We start from the raw sequence: 22,009 nt of genomic DNA on the forward strand, positions 1-22,009 counted from the left end.
CCCGCACATGGGGTGTTCCTCGGATCTTCAGAATCAAGGTCAGCCTAGCCGCAACCCTGCAACTTTTGATTTTGCCGTCAGAAAATCAGATTATCGTCGCGTCAAGGACGGATCTTGTACCAAAAGCAGACGATCCGTTAATCGCAGGCGAAGGTCCGTTGATGGCGCATCTGAGACATCCCGCAGGTGTCAGTCGAAGTCTGCTTTAGGAACAGCGACGAAGTACTTGTGTTCGGTACGAAGCCGACTGGACGTTTCGTTGCTGTGCTCAGGTAGGCGATTCTTATCACTACGGTTCACGCCATCATTTCGCACGGTAGGATTGCGGCTGACGCTTCAGCTCGGGTTGAGCCGCGCAGAGGTGAGCCATTTCCGGTTTGACGGGTGCTACGAAAGGTTGCTACGAAAGCTCGAGTAAGTGCGAGCAAAAGCCTTTTATCTGCAATGGACTAAGGCGCCCGGCGGCGAATCCCCCCCTCTCCGCCAAGTCGCCCCCAAGCCCCTCTGTGAACGGTATCTTTCTGATTCCGTCGGCTTCTGAGCGTGCTCCTGCTACGAAGCCTTGGGCAGATGGGGGGCTTGGCCCAGCGTCGGGGTATGTTCTCTTTCCGTCGCACCATCCCGGAAACGCCGCGTTTCGATAGGCCGGCCGTGCTGGGAACGGCAGGACCTCGACCATCGACGCTGTCTCCGCCCACGCCTTGAAGGCCGGCCGATGCGGCCGTTGCGGATGGTTCCCTTCGAACCAATGAATGGTCGGCCCGACAGGGCCGTGCTACGCCGTTCTCCTCGCCCACGACCGACCGAATCGGCCTGGTCGTGCGCCTCGCTGGGGGAGGACACGATGCCCGCGGTCGACCCTGACCCGACGCTCGCGACCCTGGCGACGGCGCGGGCCAATCCGGCACAGCGGCGTCTCGCCGGCATCGTCAGCCTCGCCTTCGGCGCCGTCACACTCGCGCTGCTGCCGATCGCGAGCCACCCGATGCCGCCGATGCCGGGCTTCGTGCCCGTCTACCAGTCGGCCCTCACCGTGGTCTACGCGCTGACCACCTACCTGTTCTTCTCCCAGTACCTGCACACGCGCTCGGTTCCGCTGCTCCTTCTCGGCGCCGGCAGCCTCTACGTGACGCTGATCGTCCTGCTTCAGCTCCTGTCGTTCCCCACCGTCCTCGCGCCGGGCCGCCTGCTCGGCGACGGGCCCGACACCACGACCTGGTTCTGGACCTTCTGGCACGTCGGACCGCCGCTGTTCGCGCTGCCCTACGCCATCATGGAGGGCGACGGGCGCAGCCGGTCCGTCCCGCCGGGGCGCGCCGCGCGCGTCGGCTGGTTCGCCGCGGCGACCGCCGCGGTCGCGGTCGTGCTCGCCGGCCTCGCAGCGACGCGCTACGTCCACCTGCTGCCGAAGAGCGTCGAGGGCGACGATTACTGGCTCCTGACCACCTCCGGCATCGGACCCGTCGTGGTGGCCCTGACGGTCGCCGCGCTCGCGGTCCTGTGCTGGACGACGCGGCTGCGCACCGTGCTCCAGCTCTGGCTGGCCGTCTCGCTGCTGCTGCTGGTGTTCGACAACATGATCACCCTGTCGGGCGCGGCGCGCGGCACGGTCGGCTGGTTCGTCGGACGGCTGGAAGCGCTCGTGGCCGGGCTGATCGTGCTCGGGGTCTATCTGCGCGAGGTCGATTTCCTCTACGCCCGGGCCGAGGCCGCCGCCGACGAGCGCGAGGCGCGCCGGGCCGAGCTGCAGCTCGCGCGCGACAACCTCGCTCTGGCCCTGGAGGCCGCCGAAATGGGCGATTGGGAGATCGACCTCGTGTCGGGCACGTCGCGCCGCACTCCGCGCCACGACGCGATCTTCGGCTACGACCGGCTGGCCGCGGGTTGGGACGTCGAAACCATCCTCCGCCACGTCGTCCCGGAGGACCGCGCCATGGCGCGGGCGGCGCTGCAGGGTGCCGACGGGCGGGAGCGCATCGACCTGCACTGCCGCATCCGCCGGGCCGACGACGGCGCGACCCGCTGGATCGCGCTGCGCGGCAAGGCCTATCTCGATGAGGCCGGCCGGACGCGCGGCCTGGCGGGCATCGTCATGGACACGACGCGCCAGCACGAGGCGGAGGAGCGCCTGAACCAGGCGCAGAAGATGGAGGCCATCGGTCAGCTCACCGGAGGCGTGGCCCATGACTTCAACAACCTGCTCACCATCATCGTGGGCAACCTCGACATGATCGTCCGCCGGCCCGAGGACGCGGGGCGCGTCGCGCGGCTGGCGACCTCCGGCCTGCAGGCGGCCAAGCGGGGCGCCGAGGTGACCGAGAAGCTCCTTGCCTTCTCGCGCCGCCAGGTGCTGCGGCCCGAGACGGTCAACCCGAACCGCCTGCTCAAGGACTTCCAGGGCCTCTTGCGGCGCGCGATGGGCGAAACCATCCAGGTGCGGCTCGACCTCGATGCCAGCCTCGATCCGGTCCGGCTCGACCCGGGGCAGTTCGAGAGCGCGGTGCTGAACCTCGCCGTGAACGCCCGCGACGCGATGCAGGGCGGCGGCGTGCTCACGGTCAGGACCTGCAACGCCCACCTCGACGCCGGCGAACTCGCCGACCGGCCGGACCTCTCCCCCGGCGCCTACGTGCTCGTGGCGGTGACGGATACCGGTCACGGCATGGACGCGGCCACGAAGGCGCGCGCGTTCGAGCCGTTCTTCACGACCAAGGAGGTCGGCAAGGGCACGGGCCTCGGTCTGAGCCAGGTCTACGGCTTCGTGCGGCAGGCCGGCGGCCACGCTCAGATCAAGAGCGAGGCGGGGCGCGGCACCAGCGTGGAGCTCTACCTGCCGCGCTCGGTCGGCCAGGTCGCTGAGAGCCAGCCGGTGGGACCGCTGCCGCTGCGCCGGGCGGCCGCCGGAGAGGTCGTGCTCGTGGTCGAGGACGAGCCCGCGGTGTTGGAAATGGCGGTCGAGAGCCTGGGCGAACTCGGCTACCGGACGCTGACCGCCACGCAGGCGAGCGAGGCGCTCGACCGCCTGCAGGGCCCGGAGCGGATCGACATCCTGTTCTCGGACGTGGTGATGCCGGGCGGGATGAACGGGGTCCAGCTCTCGGTCGAGGCGCGGCGCCTGCGCCCGGGCCTGCGGGTGCTGCTGACCTCGGGCTACACGGGCACGGCCCTCGACGACCAGGGCGTGCCCGCCGACTTGCCGCTCCTCAGCAAGCCCTACCAACGCGAGGAGCTGGCGACCAAGATGCGGCTGGTGCTGGGCCGCGCCTGATCCTGAACGACAAGCCCGGCCGCGGTGCGGTTCGGGCGTTCACGGACCTGCCCGGCTTGGTTGGCGGCGACGTCGCTCCGTTCGCGCCCGGCCAAGTGGAGGCCGCCCCCGGCTTCGGTCGACGCCGCCGGTCGCGGGGGTAGCGGGGCCGCTCAAGACCCGACATAGGCCGTGAGCTCGTCCGGCGTCCCGTGCGGGAATGCCTGCCGCAGGTGGTCGAGGAAGGCCGACACGCGGGCGCTGAGCAGCCGGCGCGAGGGATAGAGCGTCCAGAGCGCGATCTCGGGAGCGTCGACGTCGCCCCAGTGGACCAGCCTGCCCGCCGCGAGGTCGCGGCTGACGAGCGAGATCGGCAGGCTCGCGGCCCCGACGCCGACCCGGACGGCGTCGCGGATCATGATGAGCGACGACAGGGTGAGGACCGGCTCGAAGGCGAGGCGCGACCGCCCGCCCGGCGCCATCAACGGCCAGACTCCGCTCCGGCCGTCCCCGCCGCGGACCACGGCCGGCACCGGCCGGTCATCCTCCGGCCGGCCGAGATCCGGGCTCGCCACGACGACCAGCCGGTCGCGCAGGAAGGCGCGGCCGACGAGGCTCTCGTCCGCCTCCGGGTTCACCCGGATCACCAGATCGTAGCCCTCCTCGACCATGTCGACGGCCCGGTCCTCCGTCGTCACCTCCAGGCGCACGGCCGGGTGCTTCACCGCGAACTCCGCGGCAAGCTTTCCCATGGCGACCTGCGAGAACAGGAGCGGCGCGCTGATCCGCAGCCGGCCGCGCGGCGTCCCCCCGCCCGAGGCGATGGCGGCCGCCGTCTCGTCGAGTTCGGCCAGCAGGGCCCCCGTGCGCTCGTGCAGCGCCCGGCCTTCCTCGGTGAGCTTGAGGAGGCGCGTCCCCCGCTCGAACAGCCGCAAGTCGAGGCTCGCCTCCAGTTCGGTGACCCGCCGGGACAGCGTCGCCTTCGGACGACCGGAGGCGCGGGCCGCCCGCCCGACGCCGCCGTGCCGGGCGACGAGGTTGAAGTCGGCGAGGGCGAGAAGGTCCATGTGTTCCACCAGTGAGACGGCCTGTCCTAACAGCTCGTCTATCGGGCGGAATATGGATCATTAGGTTTCCGGAGGCCACTAGGCACCAACCGGAGAGAACACCATGACCATCCTCGTCACCGGCGCGACCGGCACCGTCGGCCGCAACGTCGTCGATCAACTCCTCACGCGCGGCGCCGACGTCCGCGCCCTCGTCCGCGACACCGCCAAGGCCAACCTCCCGGCCGGCGTCGCGACCGTGCAGGGCGACCTGCTCGACATCGATGCGGTGCGCGGCGCGCTGTCGGGCGTCTCGACGTTGTTCCTGCTCAACGCCGTCGTGCCCGACGAATTCACTCAGGCGCTCATCGTGCTGAACGCCGCCCGCGAGGCCGGGATCGAGCGGATCGTCTACCTCTCGGTGATCCACGCCGACGTCTCCGTGAACGTGCCCCACTTCGCCGGCAAGTTCGGCGTCGAGCGCATGATCGAGCGGATGGGCATGGCCGCCACCATCCTGCGCCCCGCCTACTTCATGCAGAACGACCTCACGGTCCGGGACGTGGTGCGCGAGCACGGAATCTACCCGATGCCGGTCGGGGCGAAGGGCATTGCCATGGTCGATGCGCGCGACATCGGCGAGGTCGCCGCGCTCGAACTCATCCGCCGCGAGCGGGCGGCCACCCCGCTCCCGCTCGACCGGATCAACCTCGTCGGCCCGGACCCGCTGACGGGGCCGGGCCTCGCCGCGATCTGGTCCGCGGTGCTGGGCCGGCCCGTCGCCTATCCGGGCGACGACATCGCCGGCTTCGAGCGGAACCTGCGCCAGTTCATGCCGGGCTGGATGGCCTACGACATGCGGCTGATGGGCGAGCGCTTCCTCACGGACGGCATGGTGCCCGAGGCCGGCGACGTCGAGCGCCTGACCGCGCTGCTCGGCCGGCCGCTGCGCTCCTATCGCGATTTCGCCGCCGAGGCCGCTTCCTGAGCCGCGACCCGCATCCTCAAGGTCACAGGAGACCCGTCATGATCTATTCGACCGCCACCGTCCCGGTGAACCCGGAGGGCGAGACCCCGCTGACCCGCGAGCAGGCCTGGGCCGGCCTGGTCAAAAAGGCGCGCGACGCCCGCCTGTTCCTGCCGCCCGGCCTCTGCACCCGCTGCGACGTCGTGGAGGAGAGCGCGACGCACCTCGTGCGCGAGGCCACCATCGGCGGGCAGGACCTGCGCGAGATCATCACCTTCGAGCCGCAGGCCAAGGTCACCTTCTTCCAGGCCACGGGACCGCGGGAAGGCGCCATCGTCAACGAGCTGTTCGAGGACGGCTCCGGTGTGCTCCGGCTTCGGTTCTACTGCTACCTGGGCCTGCGCGGGAAGGCGCCGAACGGCCCGGAGGAACGGGCCGAGCAGGCGCAGTTCGACGGCGAGACGGGCTACAGGGCGGCCCTCGTCTCGACGCTGAAGCGGACCCGCGAGCTCCTGGCGGACGGCAAGCTCTAGGAACTGTCGGCATTGTCCGAGACGGTGCCGTCCGTGCCGCGGCGCCTTCCCGGTGACGGCCGACGCACGACCGGCACGGATTTTTCCCGCGATTGGGTCGGTCGAGGCACATCGGCGTCGATCGTGCATCTGGTACGAACCGGACCCGGAGGTCCGCCGTGCAAGAGGATGCGCGTCAGCGATGAGACAGGGCGAGAGGAGCCCCCCGACCAACCGCGTCGGAGCGATCTGCCGATCCCTCCGGCGGGCCATCGTCGAGCGAGCCCTGACCCCGGGAGATCGGTTGCCCGAGGACGCGCTCGGCGAACGGTTCAGCGTCAGCCGCACCATCGCGCGCCAGGCGCTGGTTCAGCTCGCGGGCGAGGGCTTGGTCGAGCTGCGCCGGAACCGCATCGCCGTGGTGGCGAGCCCGAGCTGGGAGGAGGCACGCGACACCTTCGACGTGCGCATCAGCCTCGAGCGCCTCGTGGTCCAGCGGCTCGCCGGCCGGCTCAGCGCCGAGCAGCGGGCCACGCTCGAAGCGCATATCGAGGGCGAGGAGCGGGCGAGCGGCGGTTCCGAGGCCGCCTCGATCCGGCTCGCCACGGAGTTCCACCTGCTGCTCGCCGAGATGACCGGCAGCCCGGTGCTCAACCGCTACGTCGCCGAGATGGGCTACCGCTGCGCCCTGATCCTGTCGCTCTACAGCCGGCCGCACTCGTCCGACTGCGCGGTGAGCGAGCACCGGGGCATCGTGGCGGCCCTGGTCGAGGGTGATGCCGGGCGGGCGGTCGCCCTGATGGACCACCATCTCGACGCGGTCGCGGAAAGGGCGCGCATCCTCGACGAGCCTCGGCGCGAGCGCGACCTCCTTCGCCTGCTCGCGCCCTACGTCGACGGATGACCGGTCAGGCCGCCGCGCCCTGTCGTTCGAGAAGCCGCTCGGCGCTGTCGTTCCACACCTCCATGGAGACGATCAGCCCCTCCCGCACGGTGAAGCGATCGACGTAGCGGTTGCCCTCGAACGGGGTGCCATCCGGCCACGCGCCGTAGAGCGTGCCGAGGCTGTAGACGGTGGTGACGCCCTCGCCGGGCACCACGTCGAGCCGCTCCATCCGCTTCTTGACCCAGGCGTAGCGGCCGGCGTTGAAGGCCGTGACCTCGCGCGGATGATGGAACACCCGGCCCCCCGTGAAGACGATCGCGATGCCGGGCGCCATGTAGCGCGCCGCCGTTTCCGGATCCGGCACCATCGAGGCCTCCAGATAGGCCGTCACCGCCGCCGCATCGCGCGCGGCCCCCGCTTCCTTGTCATCCATGCCGAGACCTCCGTGCTGCCGGGCGCCGATCATGCCCATGTCCTCCCGCGAGAATGACGAAGGCGTGACGAGTGTGCATGCAGAAAGTGTATGCACTTTGCCGGCACTTTGTGCACACTTCTCGGGCAGACGTCGAACGATTCGGAAAATGTGAGAGAAAACAAAGCCGCGTCGGCTGGCACGGCTGTTGCGGACGTCGGTCGACCACAAACGGGATCGGATCGCCATGCCCCACCGCCTCGACGCAGCCCGATCTCTCACGCGGCGCCTCGCCCTCGGCGCCCTTCTGGCGGGGTTCGCGAGCCTCGGCCCCGTCCAGGCCGCCGAACCGATCCGGATCGGTCTCGTCACCGCGCTCAGCGGACAGTCGGCGAAGTCGGGCGAGGCGATCTCCCGCGGGATCGGGCTGGCGATCGAGGAGATCAATAGCGGCGGCGGCGTCCTCGGCCGGCCCCTGGAACTCGTCGCCCGCGACGACGAAGCTAACCCGTCGAAGGGCGTGCTCGCCGCCCGCGAGCTGATCCAGCGGGCCGGGGTCGTGGCACTGATCGGCGGCCTCGACACGCCGGTCTCGATGGCGATCGTGCCGATCGCCAACCAGATGAAGGTGCCCTTCGTCGGGCCCTGGGCGGCCGGCACCGGCATCACCCGCAACGGGGCGGCGGACAACTACGTGTTCCGGGTCTCCGCCGTCGACGCCCTCGTGGACGAGGCCCTCGTCGCCTACGCGGTGAAGACCTACGGCGCCAAGAAGCCCGGCGCGATCCTCGTCAACAACGCCTGGGGCGAGTCGAACCAGCAGGGCATCGTCGCGGCGCTGAAGGCCGCGGGCCTCCCCAGCGCCGGCATCGAGAAATACGAGGCCAACGACATCGACATGGTGCCGCAGCTGTCGCGGCTGCGCGAGGCGGGGGCCGACGCGCTCTTCCTCGTCGGCAATGTCGGCCCCTCGGCCCAGGTGGTGAAGTCCCTCGACCGGATGGGCTGGACCGTGCCGGTGATCTCCCATTGGGGGCCGGCCGGCGGGCGCTTCGACGAACTCGCGGGCCCCGGCGCGGCGCGGGTGCACTTCGTGCAGACCTTCACCTTCGCGGGCAACGACAGCCCGAAGGCGAAGGCAGTGCTCGACGCGCTGAAGGCGAAGTACCCGGCGATCAAGTCCATGGCCGATGTCACGCCCGCGGTCGGCATCGCCAACGCCTACGACGCCACGCACCTGATCGCCCTCGCGATCAAGGCTGCCGGCGCCACCGAGGGGCCAAAGGTCCGCGACGGCTTCTACAAGGTCCCGGCCTATGCCGGCCTGATCAAGACCTACGAGGCGCCGTTCGCCCCGGACCGGCACGACGCCCTGAAGCCGGACGACTACATCTTCGCCAGCTTCCGGAACGGCGAGATCGTCGCGGTGTCCAAGTGAGGCGCCCTTCGAGCCGCCGTTCGAGCCTGCGGCCGGGGAGGCGCCCGTGCTGACCGGAACCCTCGTGAGCGGGCTCGGCCTCGGCAGCATGTACGGGCTGGTGGCGCTCGGCTTTCACATCACCTTCGCGGTGTCCGGCACCGTGAACTTCGCGCAGGGCAGCGCCGTCGCCCTCGGGGCGGTGCTGGGCTACGCCTTCGGGGTCCAGCTCGGCTGGCCGATGCCGCTGGCAATCACCGCGGCCCTGGCCGGCTGCGCGCTGCTCGGGCTCGCGGTCGAGCGGTTGCTGGTGCGCCCCTTCGTGGTGCGCGGCTCCGACGCGTGGCTCCTGGCCACGGTGGCCGGCGGAATCATCCTCGACAACGTCCTGCTGTTCACCTTCGGCAAGGAGCCGCGCAGCCTGCCGTCCTCCCTGGTCTCGGCGCCCGTTCAGGTTCTCGGCGCGGGCATCTACCCGCTCCAGCTCGTGATCCCGGTGGTCGGCATCGCCGCCGCCGTGGCGATCCGCGCCGTGTTCCGCGGGACGGAACTCGGCCGCGTGCTGCTGGCGGTGGCGCAGAACGCCGAGGCCGCGCGGCTGATGGGCATCGACGTCGCCCGCACCGTGGCCTGCGCCTTCGCGCTCTCGGCCGTGCTCGCGGGCGCGGCGGGCCTGCTGATCGCGCCGCTCTTCTCCGTCTCGGCCGAGATGGGCGCGCTGTTCGGCATCAAGGCCTTCGCGGTGGCGATCCTCGGCGGAATCGGCTCGGCCACCGGCGTGGTGCTGGCGGGCCTGCTCTACGGCCTCGTGGAGGCGGGCGTCACCGCCACGCTCGGCTCCGGCGCGACCCAGATCGTCGTGTTCTCGGTCATCATCCTGGCGCTGGCGCTCCGCCCGAACGGTCTGCTCGGCCGCGCCGCCGTCAACAAGGTCTGACCCATGCGCTCGCTTCTCCGGGCGCCGGCCGCGATGCCGCTCGCCATCCTCGCCCTGACGCTCGCCGGCCTCGGCCTCGTCGGGCTGACCAGCGGCTACAGCCACTTCGTCATCGCCCTCGTGGCGCTGACGGTGCTGGCCGGCACCGGCCTCAACGTCCTGCTGGGGCTCGCCGGTCTGATCTCCTTCGGCCATGCCGGCTTCTACGCGCTCGGCGCCTATGCGAGCGCGATCCTGACGCTGAAAGGCGTGAGCTTCTGGCTGGCGCTTCCCGCCGCGGCCGGGATCGCCGCCCTCGTCGGCGCGGCGCTCGCCGTGCCGGCGATGCGGGTGCGCGGGCCCTACCTCGCCATGGTGACGATCGCCTTCGGCTTCCTCGTCGAGCACGCGCTGATCGAGGGCGGCGAACTGACCGGCGGCCAGAACGGCCTCGTGGTCGCGACCGGCCCGAGCCTGTTCGGCCTTCCCCTCGGCGAGCGCGACCTCGCGATCCTGGCGGTGATCGGGGCGGGCCTCAGCCTCTACGGCTTCCACCGGCTCCGCCACGCCCGCCTCGGCCAGGCCTTGCGCGCGGTGCGCGACGCGGACGTCGCCGCCGCCTCGCTCGGTTTCGATCCGGTCCGGGTGAAGACCGCCGCCTTCGCGATCTCGGCGGCGCTGACCGGGCTCGCGGGCGCGGTGCTGCCGCCGCTGATGCTGTTCATCGCGCCGAGCTCGTTCCCGTTCACCCAGTCGATCCTGTTCGTCCTCGCGGTGGTGGTCGGCGGGGCCGGCACCGTGCTCGGACCGCTGTTCGGCGCGCTGGTGACGGTGCTGCTGCCCGAGGCGCTCGCCGGGCTCGCCGAGTACCGGCTGCTGTTCTTCGGCCTGACCACCCTGGTCGTGCTTTGGCTCGTGCCGGCCGGCCTCGTCGGCAGCCTCGCCCGGCTGCTGCCGCGGGGCGGTGAGGCGCGCCCGGAGGCGGCGGCCGAGGCGCCGAGCTTTCTACACCGGGAAGCGAGCGAGTCGCTGACGGTCGAGGGGCTCGGCATCGCCTTCGGCGGCATCCGGGCGGCCGACGGCGTCGCCTTCGAGGCGCGGCCCGGCGCGATCACCAGCGTGATCGGACCGAACGGGGCCGGCAAGACGACCGTCCTCAACATGATCTCGGGGTTCTACCGGCCGAGCGCCGGCACGATCCGTCTCGGCGCGCGCGACCTCGCCGGACATCCGGCCCACGCCATCGCCCGCGCCGGGATCGCCCGTACCTACCAGACGACGCGGCTGTTCGGCACGCTCAGCGTCGTCGAGAACGTCACGCTGGCCCGTGCGCCGGGGCGTCTGCTGCGCCGAGCCCAGGCGCGGGACCGGCAGGAGGCGGCGGCCCTGCTGGCCTTCGTCGGCTATGCCGGCGCCCTCGACCGGCCGGCCAGCGAGCTGCCGCATGTCGATCGGCGGCTCGTCGAGATCGCTCGCGCGCTCGCCGGAGCCCCCCGGGTCCTGCTTCTCGACGAGCCGGCCGCTGGCCTCGCCCGCGCCGAGACCGACCGCCTCGGGGCGCTGCTGCGCCGGATCGCGGCCTGCGGCATCGCGGTGATCCTCGTCGAGCACGACATGCCCCTGGTGATGGGCGTGTCCGACCGCATCCTCGTCATGGATGCGGGCCGCCCGATCGCCCGCGGCACCCCCGCCGACGTGCGCCGCGACCCCGCCGTGCTGCGGGCCTATCTCGGGGCCGCCGAAACTCCGGCCCGGCCGCGATCCGCCCCCTGGAGCGGCCCGGCCGACCCGGTGCTGGCCGCCCACGACCTCAGCGCGGGATACGGCGCGGCGCCCGTCCTCGATCGCATCGACCTTGCGGTGCGGCCCGGCGAGACCGTGGCGCTGCTCGGCTCGAACGGGGCCGGCAAATCGACGGCGATGCGGGCGCTCTCGGGCCTGCTCCGGCCGGTCGAGGGCTCGGTGGTGCTGGCCGACGCGCCGATCGCGGCGCTACCGGCGCACAAGATCGCGCGCCGCGGCCTCGCCCTGGTTCCGGAGGGCCGGCAGGTCTTCCCCGAACTCACGGTCGTGGAAAACATCCGCCTCGGCGCGTGGAGCCGCGGCGGCCGGGTCGATCCGGCCGAGGTCGAGGCCCTGCTCGACCGCTTCCCGCGCCTGCGCGAGCGGGCGGGCAGCCGCGCCGGCCTGCTCTCGGGCGGGGAACAGCAGATGCTGGCGATCGCCCGGGGGATGATGGCGCGCCCGCGCATCCTCCTGCTCGACGAGCCCTCCCTCGGGCTCGCGCCCGCGATCATCAACAGCCTCTACGCCACCGTCGCCGAGCTGCGCGACGCGGGCACGACGATCCTGATCGTCGATCAGATGGCGGCGCTCGCGCTGACCGTGGCGGACCGGGGCTACGTCCTGGAGCAGGGGCGCGTCGCCGCGTCCGGCACGGCCGCGGAACTCAAGGCGGATGCGGCGCTCGAAGCGGCCTATCTCGGCGCCGCCTGACGCCGCGCGCTTTCCCGACGACAGGAGCGAGACTCTTCCCGTGACGACATCCGAGCCGACTGTGTCGAGCCATGGCCGCTACGCCTATTCCGCCCTGCCGGACCGGCCGGTCTACGACTGGCCCGGCGGCCGGCGCCTCGCGGTCTACCTCGCCCTCAACCTCGAAACCTTCGACTTCGGCTCGGGCCTCGGCGCCGAACTGGCACCGGGCGGGCCGCAGCCGGATGTGCTGAACTACGCCTGGCGCGACTGGGGCAACCGGGTCGGCGCGTGGCGGATCCGCGACATGCTCGACGAGCTGGGCCTGCCGGCCAGCGTGCTGGTCAACAGCCGGATCTACCGCGACTGCCCGGGCCTGATCGAAGCCTTCCGTGCCCGCGGCGACGAGATCGTCGGGCACGGGCGCAGCAATTCCGAGCGGCAGGGTACGCTCCCGGAGGCCGAGGAGCGGGCGCTGATCGCCGAGGCGACCGCGGTGCTGACGCGGGAGGAGGGAAAGGCGCCGGCGGGCTGGCTCGGACCCTGGATCTCGCAGTCGCGGGTCACGCCGGACCTGCTGGCGGAGGCGGGCTACCGCTACCTGCTCGACTGGTGCCACGACGACCAGCCGATCTGGTTCGCCACCCGCGGCGGCGGGCGCATCCTCTCGGTGCCCTATCCGCAGGAGCTGAACGACATCCCGGCCATCGTCGCCCGCAAGGACGGTCCCCGCGCCTTCGCCGAGGCCATCGCGGACGGCTTCGACGAGATGCTCGACCAGTCGCGCCGCGCGCCGCTGGTGATGGGCATCGCGCTCCATCCCTACATCGTCGGCCAGCCGCACCGCTTGCGCCCCCTGCGGCAGGCGCTCGAACGGATCGCCGGGCACCGGGACAGGGTCTGGCTCACCACCTCCGGCGCGATCGCGGCGCACGTCGCCAAAATGGCGGAGTAGCGGCACCGTGCGGCCGGGCTCACGCAGCCGTCTCCCGCTCGATCCGAGCGGGCAACCGGGGGGACGCCGCCATGGATCGTAGCGAAGACCATCGACCCGTCGCGCCGACCGCGTCGCGGCGGGCACTTCTCCTGACCTCCGCGGCTGCCCTGGGGGCGACGACCATGCCGACCCGTCTCTTCGCTGAGGCGAGCGCCGCCCGCGGCGCCCTCGCCCGATCCGGCCAGGGCATGGTGACGAGCCCGCACGAACTCGCCAGCGAGGCCGGGCGAGAGGTGCTGCGGGCAGGGGGCAACGCCATCGAGGCGGCGATCGCCATCAACGCCACCCTCTGCGTGACCTACCCGCATTTCTGCGGCCTGGGCGGCGACGCGTTCATGATCGTCAGCGACCGCCAGGGTGCCAGCTTCACCCTGTCCGGCATCGGTCAGGCGGCCGCGAATCTGCCGGAGGACGGCCGGCCGATCCCGTTCCGCGGCCCCGGATCGGCGATCACGGCGGCGGCGGCCGTCGATACCTGGGACCAAGCCTTCACCTACAGCCAACGGGCCCTGGGCGGGCGGCAATCCTGGAAGGGGCTGTTCCAGCGCGCCATCGCCTACGCGGCGGACGGCTTTCCCCTGACGCCGTCGCAGCGCTTCTGGTCGAACTTCCGCGCCAAGGAGATCGGCAACTGGCCCGATATCGTGCGCGTGTTCACCGACGCCGGCCGCATCCCGGAGGCTGGGGAGACGTTTCGCCAGCCCGACCTCGCCCGCACGCTCACGACGCTGGCGGAGAATGGCGGCCGCGACTTCTACGAGGGCGAGTTGGCCCGCCGCATCGCGCGCGGGCTGCAGCAGGCGGGCTCGCCGCTGACGGCGGACGACCTCGCCCGCTGCCGGGCGCGCAACGAGAGCGCGCTGCGCGTGCCCTATCGCGGCGGGGAACTCATCAGCCTGCGCCCGCCGACCCAGGGGCTGACGACCCTCGAGATCATGGGCGTCCTCGACCGCTTCGACCTAGCCTCCGTCCCGGAGGGCAGCGCCGATTACTACCACCTCCTCGTCGAGGCGGTGAAGCTCGCCTTCATCGACCGCAACCGCTTCATCGCCGATCCCGATTTCGCCGAGGTCCCCGTCGAGAGGCTGTTGTCGGCCGCCCATCTCGACGCGCTGGCCCGGGGCATCGATCGGCGCAAGGCGGCGCCCTGGCCGCACGTCTTCAAGACCGGCGACACCGTCTTCATCGGGGCGGCCGACCGGGACGGCAACTGCGTCAGCCTGCTCCAGACCGTCTATTTTGACTGGGGAAGCGGCGTCGTCGCGGGCGATACCGGCATCCTCTGGCACAATCGCGGCGCGGCCTTCAGCGTGGAGCCCGGCAGCATCAACAGGCTGCGCCCCGGCGCGCGCCCGTTCCACACTCTCAATCCCGGAATGTATTTCCGGAACGGTCGTCCGCGGCTGCTCTACGGGACGCAGGGCGCGGACGGGCAGCCGCAGACGCTGTCGGCGGTGCTGACGCGCCTGATCGATTACCGCATGGATCCGCTCACCGCCCTCGCGCGGCCCCGGTTTCTCCTCGGCAAGACCTTCTCGGACAACCGCGACAGCTTGAAGCTCGAACTCGACGCGGGACAGGCCGTGTTCGACGACCTCAAGGCGCGGGGCCACGAGATCAGCCCCATTCCCGCACAGAGCCCCTTGGCCGGCCATCCGGGGGCGATCCGCATCGAGGATGACGGCAGCTTCGTCGGCGCTCACGATCCGCGCAGCGATGGCTTGGCGCTGGGCCTCTGATTTGGTTGTCGGGTGATTGCTTCGGGTTGGTCCTCATTCCGTCATCGCGAGGCGAAGCCGAAGCGATCCAGAGCGCGACTTTTTCGGAGATGTCGCGCCCTGGATTGCCACGGCTTCGCCTCGCAATGACGGGAAGCGGCATCGGAGCGATCAACCGAACGCCGTCTCACGCCGCCGCAGCCGCGAGGCTTCTGGTGGCCTTCGCATCCCGGACGGGCGACAGGCCGAACATGCGGCGATACTCGCGCGTGAACTGCGGAACGCTCTCGTAGCCGACCGCGAAGGCGGCAGCGCTCGCCGACAGGCCCTCCGTGACCAGCAGGCGACGCGCCTCGATCAGGCGCAGGTGCTTCTGGAACTGCAGCGGCGAGAGCGAGGTCACCGCGCGGAAATGCTGGTGGAACGATGACGGGCTCATCCCGGACGCCGCCGCCAGCCGCTCGACCGGGAGGTGTCCGGCGAACTCGGCCCGCAGCAGCGCGACCGCGCGCGTGATCCGCTCGACGTGGCCGTCCGGCCACCCCAGGCGCCGGATGGCGGCCCCGTGCCGCCCCGCCAGCAGCCAGTAATGCATCTCGCGCACGAGCTGCGCGCCGAGCACAGGGATCGACGCCGGTCGGTCGAGGAGGCGCATCAGGCGCAGGGCCGCGTCCGCCGTCTCCGCTTCGGTCGGGTCGACCCGGACCGGAACGAGGTCGGCCTGCGGCTCGACCGGCATCTGCGCGGCCAGGTCGGCGATGATGGCCGGGTCGAGTTCCAGCACGAGGGAGAGGTAGGGCGCGGCGATGCTGGCCCGGGTGATCTGGCTCACCGTCGGGACGTCCGCCGTGACCAGGAGGGAATCGCCCGCCCCGAACGCGAAATCCCGCGTGCCCATGGTGACATGCTTGCCGCCCTGCAGAACCAGACAGACCAGCGGTCGCGAGATGTCGTGAAGCAGGCCGCTGGGGCCGGTCGCCCGCACGGTCGAGAGTCCCGGAATGGAGGTGGCCGCGATGCCGGTGTCGTTCCGGTTCGTCTCGGCGTGGCGGCGGACGAGGGCGAGAAGGGTCGTCATGGGAAGATAACGTACCTCATCCCTCGCGTGAAAGCACAGCTCTTCGGAGGATCAGGCAAGAACTCGCGAGCTTCCGGCAACAAGCGCCGACGCCCGGACGGCATACCGGGCCGACCACACGAACGGAGCCGTCCATGACCAAGATCACCCTCATCACCGGAGCCAGCCGCGGCCTCGGCCGCAACACCGCGCTCAGTATCGCCCGCCACGGCGGCGACGTCGTCCTGACCTATTACAGCCGCGCGGACGAGGCGGACGCCGTCATCGCGGAGATCCAGGCAATGGGCCGCAAGGCGGTCGCACTGCAACTCGACACCGGCGAGGTCGGCGCGTTCCCCGGCTTCGCCGAGCGTCTGCGCGCGCGGCTGAGCGAGACGTGGGGCCGCGAGACCTTCGACCACCTCGTCAACAATGCCGGCCACGGCGACTACGCCCTGATCGGCCAGACGAGCGAGGAGCAGTTCGACCGGCTGGTCGACGTCCACTTCAAGGGCGTCTACTTCCTGACCCAGTCGCTGCTGCCCCTCCTCGCGGATGGCGGTCGCATCGTGAACCTGTCCTCCGGCCTGACGCGGGTCTGCGTCCCCGGCTACGGCGCCTACGCGGCCGTCAAGGGGGCCGTGGAAGTGCTGACCCGCTACATGGCCAAGGAACTCGGGAGCCGTCGCATCGCGGTCAACACGGTGGCACCCGGCGCCATCGAGACCGATTTCGGCGGCGGCGCGGTGCGCGACAACGCGGACATCAACAAGCACTTCGCGGACCTGACCGCACTCGGCCGCGTCGGCGTGCCGGACGACATCGGACCGATGGTCGCGAGCCTGCTCGGCGAGGAGAACCGCTGGGTGAACGCGCAGCGCATCGAGGTCTCGGGCGGCCAGGGCATCTGACCGCCTCGCGGGGCGCCGTCACGCCGCTCAGGCTCGCCAGCCCCGAACCTCTGCGCCGCCGAACACGACCTGATCGCGCAGGGGCGGGCGTGACAGGCCGTAGAGGAGGTTCTCGTTGCCGCCGCTGACGGCATCGAGCGTTGCGACGTGCTCGGCCGACAAGGTCAGACCGAGCGCTGCCACGTTGTCGGCCACCTGCTCGGTCCGGCTGACCCCCAGCAGCATCGAGGTGACGCCCGGCCGTCCGGCGAGCCAAGCCAGGGCCACGCGGGCCGGCGTCTGTCCCGCCTCGTCGGCGACGCGCTTCAGCGTATCCACGATCCGCCAGTTGCGTTCCGTGAACAGAGAGTCGCCGAAGGGGTTGTCGCCGTCGAGCCGCTTGTCGCCCTCGGGGCGCCTGTCGCCGTTCGCGGCCCCCTCGTTCGGGACGCCCCCGCGCCGCGTCGGACCGGCCTCGACGGCGGCGCGGTCGTACTTGCCGGTCAGCAGGCCGTAGGCGAGCGGGCTCCAGGGGACGATGCCCAGACCGAAGGCTTGGCCGAGCGGACCATGCTCGCTCTCGACCCCGCGCTCCACGAGTGAATAGAAATACTGCAGGCCGACCGGCGCGGGCCGCCCGTGCAGCCTCGCTCGCGTTGCGATCTCGGCCACGTACCAGGCCGGCGTGTTGGACAGGCCCCAGTAGCGGATCTTCCCGGCCCGGATCAGGGCCGTCATCGTCTCGAGAAGTTCCTCGGCCGGGGTGATGCCGTCCCAGACATGCACCCAGTAGAGGTCGATGAAATCGGTCCGCAGCCGCGCCAAGGACCGTTCGACCGCCGCCCGAACATGCCGCGCGCCGTTGCCGCCCTGATGCATGCCCCGGCCCGTCGCGAAGCCGGACTTGGTCGCGATGACGAGGCGCTCCCGCAGACCGCGCTCGGCCACGAAGGTGCCGACCATCTCTTCGGAGCGGCCGCCCGCATAGACGTCGGCGGTATCGACGAAGTTGCCGCCGAGTTCGGTGTAGCGGTCGAACACGGCGCGGCTGCCCGCCCCGTCCAGGCCCCAGCGCGGCGTGCCGAAGGTCATGGTGCCGAGCGCGAGCGGGCTGACCAAGAGCCCGGATCGGCCGAGGGCACGGTAGGATTGCAGATCCATCGATTCGATTTCCTATCCCGACGACATGGCACCCGGACCGATCGCGCCGCGGCCGGCCGCTATGCGGAGCGCGGCGGTCCCCGGCCGAATAATTCGAAGATGGACCGGCCTCGGGCCGCGGATTAGACGGGATCGGCCGCAGGGGTTGCTGAAGGATTTTCAGGAATGGATCGCGACCTCTGGTCGGGGCTCGCCGTCTTCGCGGCCATCGTCGAGGCCGGCAGCTTCGCTCGGGCGGCGGTCCGCCTCGGTCTCTCCGCCTCCGCCCTCAGCCACGCCATGCGGGTACTCGAAGCCCGGCTCGGCATCCGACTTCTCGATCGGACGACGCGCTCGCTCGCCCCGACGCAGGCGGGGGCGGACCTCCTCCTGAGCCTTCGCCCGGCCCTGGCCTCCGTCGAGGAAGCGCTCGGCGCCCTGGACCTGAACCGTGCGCGCCCGGCCGGCCGCATCCGGGTGAACGCGCATCGTTCGGCGGCCCTGCACGTCGTCCTGCCGCGCTTGGCCGGATTCGCGGACGCCTATCCCGATGTCGCGCTGGAACTCGTGGTCGATGACGGCCTCGTGGACATCGTGGCCGAACGCTTCGATTGCGGGGTGCGGCACGAGGGTGAGTTGCAGCGCGACATGATCTCGGTGCGGATCAGCGATCCCGTGCCGCTCGCCTTCGTGGTCGCGCCCGCCTATCTCGAAGCCTGTGAGGCCCCGCAGGCTCCCGACGACCTCGGCCGACACCGCTGCCTGTGCTACCGCTACACCAGCTCCGGCACGATCCATGTCTGGGAGTTCGAGCGCGATGGGCGTCGGTTCGAGCGTGCGGTGCCCGGCGCCTTCGTCAGCAACGATGTCGACGTGATGCGCGACGCCGCGCTCGCCGCCCTCGGCGTCGCCTGTCTGCCGAGGCCGCATGTGGATCGTCATCTGGAAAGCGGCGCACTCGTCGAGGTTCTCGCCGGTTGGGCACCGGTTCTGCCGCCGAACCACCTCTACTATCCGAGCCGTCGGCAGCCCACCGCGGCCTTCCGCGCCTTCGTCGCGGCCATGCGAGTGTAGGCGAGCCTCGCTTCGAGTCTCGCGACGCGGCGATGTAGATCGATCGCTTCGGCCACGGCCTGTCTTCTCCCCGCAGGGGGAGGAGCTAGGCCATGTCCTGACCGGAAACCGTACGGTCAGGCGCCGGCCGGCGGTTGTCCGGCCCGCGAGATCTGGAGCACCGGAAAGTCGTTGCCCGCGGCGACATTGCGCACGGCCTGGGCCAGTTCCGTGAGCGCGAACGGCTTGCGCAGCACCGGTACGGCGTCGGGCAAGGCTGCGGCTTCCGCGTAGCCGGTCATCAGCAACACGCGCAGATCTGGCCGCGCCGCGACGGCCCGCGTGGCGAGTTCGCCTCCGGTCATCCCGGGCATGGCAAAGTCGGCGACGAGGAGGTCGACGCCGTCGCCTTCGGCGAGGACGCGCAAGGCTGCCGCGCCGGAATCCAGGGCGGTCACCGCGTGCCCCATCTCCTCCAGCATGGCCGCGGCGGTCGATCGCACCTGACCGTCGTCGTCCACGAGCAGGATGCGCAGGCCGCCCGACGTTTCGGACGGCGTCGCTGCGGGCGCATCCGCCTGCGCCGCGCTGGCATTGGCCCGCGGCAGGTAGAGCGTGACCTGCGTGCCTTCACCGACGCGGCTGTCCACCGCCACCCCGCCTCCGAGCTGGGTGGCAGTGCCGTAGACCTGGGCGAGGCCGAGCCCCGTACCCCGGCCCTGGGGCTTGGTCGTAAAGAAGGGCTCGAACAGACGCGCCAGCACCTCCGGCGGCATGCCGTCGCCGGTATCCGTCACGCGGAGGCGGACGAAGTCACCCGCCGGCAGCGTCGCCGGCCGCGGCTCGGCCGCCGTGACGTTCGCCGTCTCGATGCGGAGTTCGCCGCCATCCGGCATGGCGTCGCGCGCATTTACCGCAAGGTTCAGCACCGCGAGTTCGATCCGGTTCGGATCGGCGATCGCCGGCCAGAGGTCCGCCGCGAGGCGGGTCGAGACGGCGATCGTACCGCCGAGCGTCCGGTGCAGGAGGTCGGCCATTCCGGACAGCACGCCGTTCAGATCGGTCGCGCGCGCCTCCAGCCGCTGCCGCCGCGAGAAGGCGAGCAGCTGCTCGGTGAGCTTCGCGCCGCGTTTCGCCGCCTGATGGGCGTTGTTCAAGAGGCGAAGCACGCGCTCGTCGCTGACGCGCCGTTCGGCGAGCTCGACGGAGCCCATCACCGCGGCCAGCAGGTTGTTGAAATCGTGGGCCACTCCGCTCGTGAGCTGGCCGACGGCCTCCATCTTCCGGGCCTGGGCCGCCTGCTCCTCGGCCTCCCGCCGCAGCCGCGCGAGCTCCAGATTCGCCCGGACCCGCGCCTGCAGCTCGCGGGCCGCGAAGGGCTTCACGAGGTAATCGTCCGCGCCGGCGTCGAGCCCCTCCACGCCCGCTTCCGCACCCGCCCGGGCGGAGAGCATGATGACTGGGACGGTGCGCAGGGACGGGTCGGCCCGCACGGCGCGGGTCAGTGCGATGCCGTCCAGCACCGGCATCATCACGTCGGTCAGCAGGAGGTCCGTCCGCTCCTCGCGCAACGCGACCAGGGCCGCCGCGCCGTCGGCGACGGCGACGACGGTGTGGTCGAGGCCGAGGAGACGCTCGACGTAGGCACGCATGTCGGCGTTGTCGTCCGCGAGCACGATGCGCGCGCGCTTCCCCTCACCCGGCCGGGCGCCGGACGCATTGCGCAGCGGGACGACGTTGGTCGCGGTGTCTCCGTCCGGGAGCCAGCGCAGCGCCTCCTCCGTATAGGCCCGAGCGAGGCCGCCGCGCTCCGGCGGCCCGTCCGCATCCGCGATCCGGTCGGAGATCCGGTCCGGCGGCAGATGCGCGGACCCGGTCGGGACGGTCACGGTGAAGCGGGTGCCCCGATCGACCTCGCTGGCGACCGCGACGGTGCCGCCATGCATGCCGACCAGTTCGCGCACGAGCGCGAGGCCGATGCCCGACCCCTCGTGCGAGCGGCTGCGGCCGCTCTCGACGCGCAGGAAGCGCTCGAAGACGCGCGGCAGGGTCTCGGCGGGGATGCCGACGCCGGTATCGGCCACGGTCAGGCGCACCGCGCCCGAAACCGGTTCCAGCCGGACGACGATGCTGCCCCGGAAGGTGAACTTGAAGGCGTTCGACAGGAGGTTGAGGACGACCTTCTCCCACATGTCCCGGTCCACGAAGACCGGCTCGGGCAGCGGGAGACACTCGACCCGCAGGGTCAGGCCGCCCCGCTCGATGGCCGAGCGGAACGTGCTGGCGAGGTCTTCCGTCAGGGCCGCGATATCGACCTGCGTGAAGGTGGCCTGCGCGCGACCGGCCTCGACCCGGGAGAAGTCGAGGAGCGCGTTGACGAGACGCAGCAGGCGCAGCGCGTTGCGGTACGCCACGTCGAGTTCGTCCCGGACGCGCTGGTCGAGCCGATCGGAGGCCAGCACCTCTTCCAGCGGTCCGAGCATCAAGGTCAGCGGCGTGCGGAACTCGTGGCTGACGTTGGAGAAGAACTGCGTCTTGGCGCGGTCGAGTTCGGCCAGGGCCTCGGCCCGGCGCCGCTCCGCCTCGTAGGCGCGGGCGTTGCGCAGGGCCGTTGAGACCTGCCCCGTCACGAGATGAAGGAAGTCGCGGTAGCCCTCGTCGAGCGCGCGGCTCGGACTCGCGCCGAGGACGAGGACCCCGAGCGCCGCCGAGCCGGCCTCGCCGGCGAGCGGGAGAACCAGGGCGCCGTCGGCCGGATCCGCCCAGAAACCGGCCGGCAGGGCGAGGCTGTCCGCCAGCCCGTTCACGGTGACGGTCTCTCCCGCGAGGGCGCGGTCGAGCGGCCAGCACGCGGCGCCCGGCAGCGCGGCTGGGTGGTCCACGCCGAGGCCGGTCGCCGCCGATAGGTGCAGGCCGCCGTCCGGCTCGCGCAGGAAAAGGAGCGCGAAGGGCACGTCGAGCCGGTCCTCCGAGAGCGCGCCCGCGATGTCGGCGCAGGTCGCGTCGACGCTTCGGGTCTCTCCGGCCTTGGCCGCGAGGTCGCGCAGCAAACCCAGCCGACGCTCGCCGACCACTTGCGCGGTGACCTCGCTGCAGACGGCCAGCATGCCGACGATGTGGCCGTCGTCATCCTCGGCCGGCGCGTGGGAGACGCTGAAGTAAGCCTCCTCGCGGTAGCCGGCCCGCTCCATCAGCAATGGCAGGGCCGGGGTCCAGTTCGCCTCGCCGGTCCGCATGACGCGGGCGATCATCGGCCCGAGCGTGTCCCAGCCCGCC

Annotated in this window: 16 protein-coding genes; 11 read left to right on the plus strand and 5 right to left on the minus strand. The window is 71.4% G+C overall.

Annotated elements, in window-relative coordinates:
• Positions 1-844: 844 nt before the first annotated feature.
• Entirely contained in the window at positions 845-3,268 is a 2,424-nt protein-coding gene (locus tag ABS772_RS17745; protein WP_350396117.1) for an MASE4 domain-containing protein, read from the plus strand.
• Positions 3,269-3,420: 152 nt separating this feature from the next.
• Here ABS772_RS17745 and ABS772_RS17750 read toward each other — a convergent pair whose 3' ends face one another.
• On the minus strand, positions 3,421-4,314 hold the full coding sequence (locus ABS772_RS17750; RefSeq protein ID WP_350396118.1) for a LysR family transcriptional regulator: 894 nt from the start codon (positions 4,312-4,314) through the stop codon (positions 3,421-3,423).
• A gap of 103 nt (positions 4,315-4,417) precedes the next feature.
• Between ABS772_RS17750 and ABS772_RS17755 the strand changes: the two genes are divergently transcribed.
• The 3 genes from ABS772_RS17755 (at position 4,418) to ABS772_RS17765 (ending at position 6,676) form a co-directional block, all read left to right on the plus strand.
• The gene (locus ABS772_RS17755) at positions 4,418-5,281 is read left to right on the plus strand and encodes an NmrA/HSCARG family protein (RefSeq protein ID WP_350396119.1); all 864 of its coding nucleotides are present in this window, start codon (positions 4,418-4,420) and stop codon (positions 5,279-5,281) included.
• A gap of 38 nt (positions 5,282-5,319) precedes the next feature.
• Complete coding sequence (locus ABS772_RS17760; protein ID WP_350396120.1) at positions 5,320-5,793, plus strand: SRPBCC family protein; 474 nt, start codon at positions 5,320-5,322, stop codon at positions 5,791-5,793.
• Between the two features lie 181 nt (positions 5,794-5,974).
• Entirely contained in the window at positions 5,975-6,676 is a 702-nt protein-coding gene (locus ABS772_RS17765) for a GntR family transcriptional regulator (protein WP_238256217.1), read from the plus strand.
• 4 nt (positions 6,677-6,680) lie between these two features.
• Here ABS772_RS17765 and ABS772_RS17770 read toward each other — a convergent pair whose 3' ends face one another.
• On the minus strand, positions 6,681-7,091 hold the full coding sequence (locus ABS772_RS17770) for a nuclear transport factor 2 family protein (protein WP_350396121.1): 411 nt from the start codon (positions 7,089-7,091) through the stop codon (positions 6,681-6,683).
• A gap of 226 nt (positions 7,092-7,317) precedes the next feature.
• Here ABS772_RS17770 and ABS772_RS17775 point away from each other — a divergent pair, with 226 nt between their 5' ends.
• The 5 genes from ABS772_RS17775 (at position 7,318) to ABS772_RS17795 (ending at position 14,614) form a co-directional block, all read left to right on the plus strand.
• The gene (locus ABS772_RS17775; protein WP_350396122.1) at positions 7,318-8,508 is read left to right on the plus strand and encodes an ABC transporter substrate-binding protein; all 1,191 of its coding nucleotides are present in this window, start codon (positions 7,318-7,320) and stop codon (positions 8,506-8,508) included.
• 46 nt (positions 8,509-8,554) lie between these two features.
• Positions 8,555-9,424: a branched-chain amino acid ABC transporter permease gene (locus ABS772_RS17780; protein ID WP_350396123.1), complete on the plus strand. Its 870-nt coding sequence runs from the start codon at positions 8,555-8,557 to the stop codon at positions 9,422-9,424.
• Between the two features lie 3 nt (positions 9,425-9,427).
• Complete coding sequence (locus tag ABS772_RS17785) at positions 9,428-11,899, plus strand: branched-chain amino acid ABC transporter ATP-binding protein/permease (RefSeq protein WP_350396124.1); 2,472 nt, start codon at positions 9,428-9,430, stop codon at positions 11,897-11,899.
• A complete protein-coding gene (locus tag ABS772_RS17790; protein ID WP_350396125.1) occupies positions 11,862-12,833 on the plus strand; it encodes a polysaccharide deacetylase family protein in 972 nt (323 codons plus the stop codon). Before ABS772_RS17785 ends, ABS772_RS17790 begins: the two co-directional genes overlap by 38 nt.
• Positions 12,834-12,904: 71 nt before the next feature.
• Positions 12,905-14,614, plus strand: a complete 1,710-nt coding sequence (locus ABS772_RS17795; protein ID WP_350396126.1) for a gamma-glutamyltransferase family protein — start codon at positions 12,905-12,907, stop codon at positions 14,612-14,614.
• A 166-nt stretch (positions 14,615-14,780) separates the two neighbouring features.
• Here ABS772_RS17795 and ABS772_RS17800 read toward each other — a convergent pair whose 3' ends face one another.
• Entirely contained in the window at positions 14,781-15,671 is an 891-nt protein-coding gene (locus ABS772_RS17800) for an AraC family transcriptional regulator (RefSeq protein WP_350396127.1), read from the minus strand.
• 134 nt (positions 15,672-15,805) lie between these two features.
• On the opposite strand from ABS772_RS17800, the gene ABS772_RS17805 reads away from it, so the two are divergent.
• The gene (locus ABS772_RS17805; RefSeq protein WP_350396129.1) at positions 15,806-16,561 is read left to right on the plus strand and encodes an SDR family NAD(P)-dependent oxidoreductase; all 756 of its coding nucleotides are present in this window, start codon (positions 15,806-15,808) and stop codon (positions 16,559-16,561) included.
• 27 nt (positions 16,562-16,588) lie between these two features.
• On the opposite strand, the gene ABS772_RS17810 is transcribed toward ABS772_RS17805, so the two are convergent.
• Positions 16,589-17,701 carry an aldo/keto reductase gene (locus tag ABS772_RS17810; protein WP_350396130.1) on the minus strand — a complete coding sequence of 371 codons (1,113 nt, stop codon included), beginning with the start codon at positions 17,699-17,701 and terminating at the stop codon, positions 16,589-16,591.
• A gap of 165 nt (positions 17,702-17,866) precedes the next feature.
• Here ABS772_RS17810 and ABS772_RS17815 point away from each other — a divergent pair, with 165 nt between their 5' ends.
• Entirely contained in the window at positions 17,867-18,754 is an 888-nt protein-coding gene (locus ABS772_RS17815; protein ID WP_350396131.1) for a LysR family transcriptional regulator, read from the plus strand.
• Positions 18,755-18,870: 116 nt separating this feature from the next.
• Here ABS772_RS17815 and ABS772_RS17820 read toward each other — a convergent pair whose 3' ends face one another.
• Positions 18,871-21,924 carry an ATP-binding protein gene (locus tag ABS772_RS17820; RefSeq protein ID WP_407943001.1) on the minus strand — a complete coding sequence of 1,018 codons (3,054 nt, stop codon included), beginning with the start codon at positions 21,922-21,924 and terminating at the stop codon, positions 18,871-18,873.
• Between the last annotated feature and the right edge of the window lie 85 nt (positions 21,925-22,009).

Source organism: Methylorubrum podarium (assembly GCF_040270385.1).
GTDB lineage: Bacteria > Pseudomonadota > Alphaproteobacteria > Rhizobiales > Beijerinckiaceae > Methylobacterium > Methylobacterium podarium.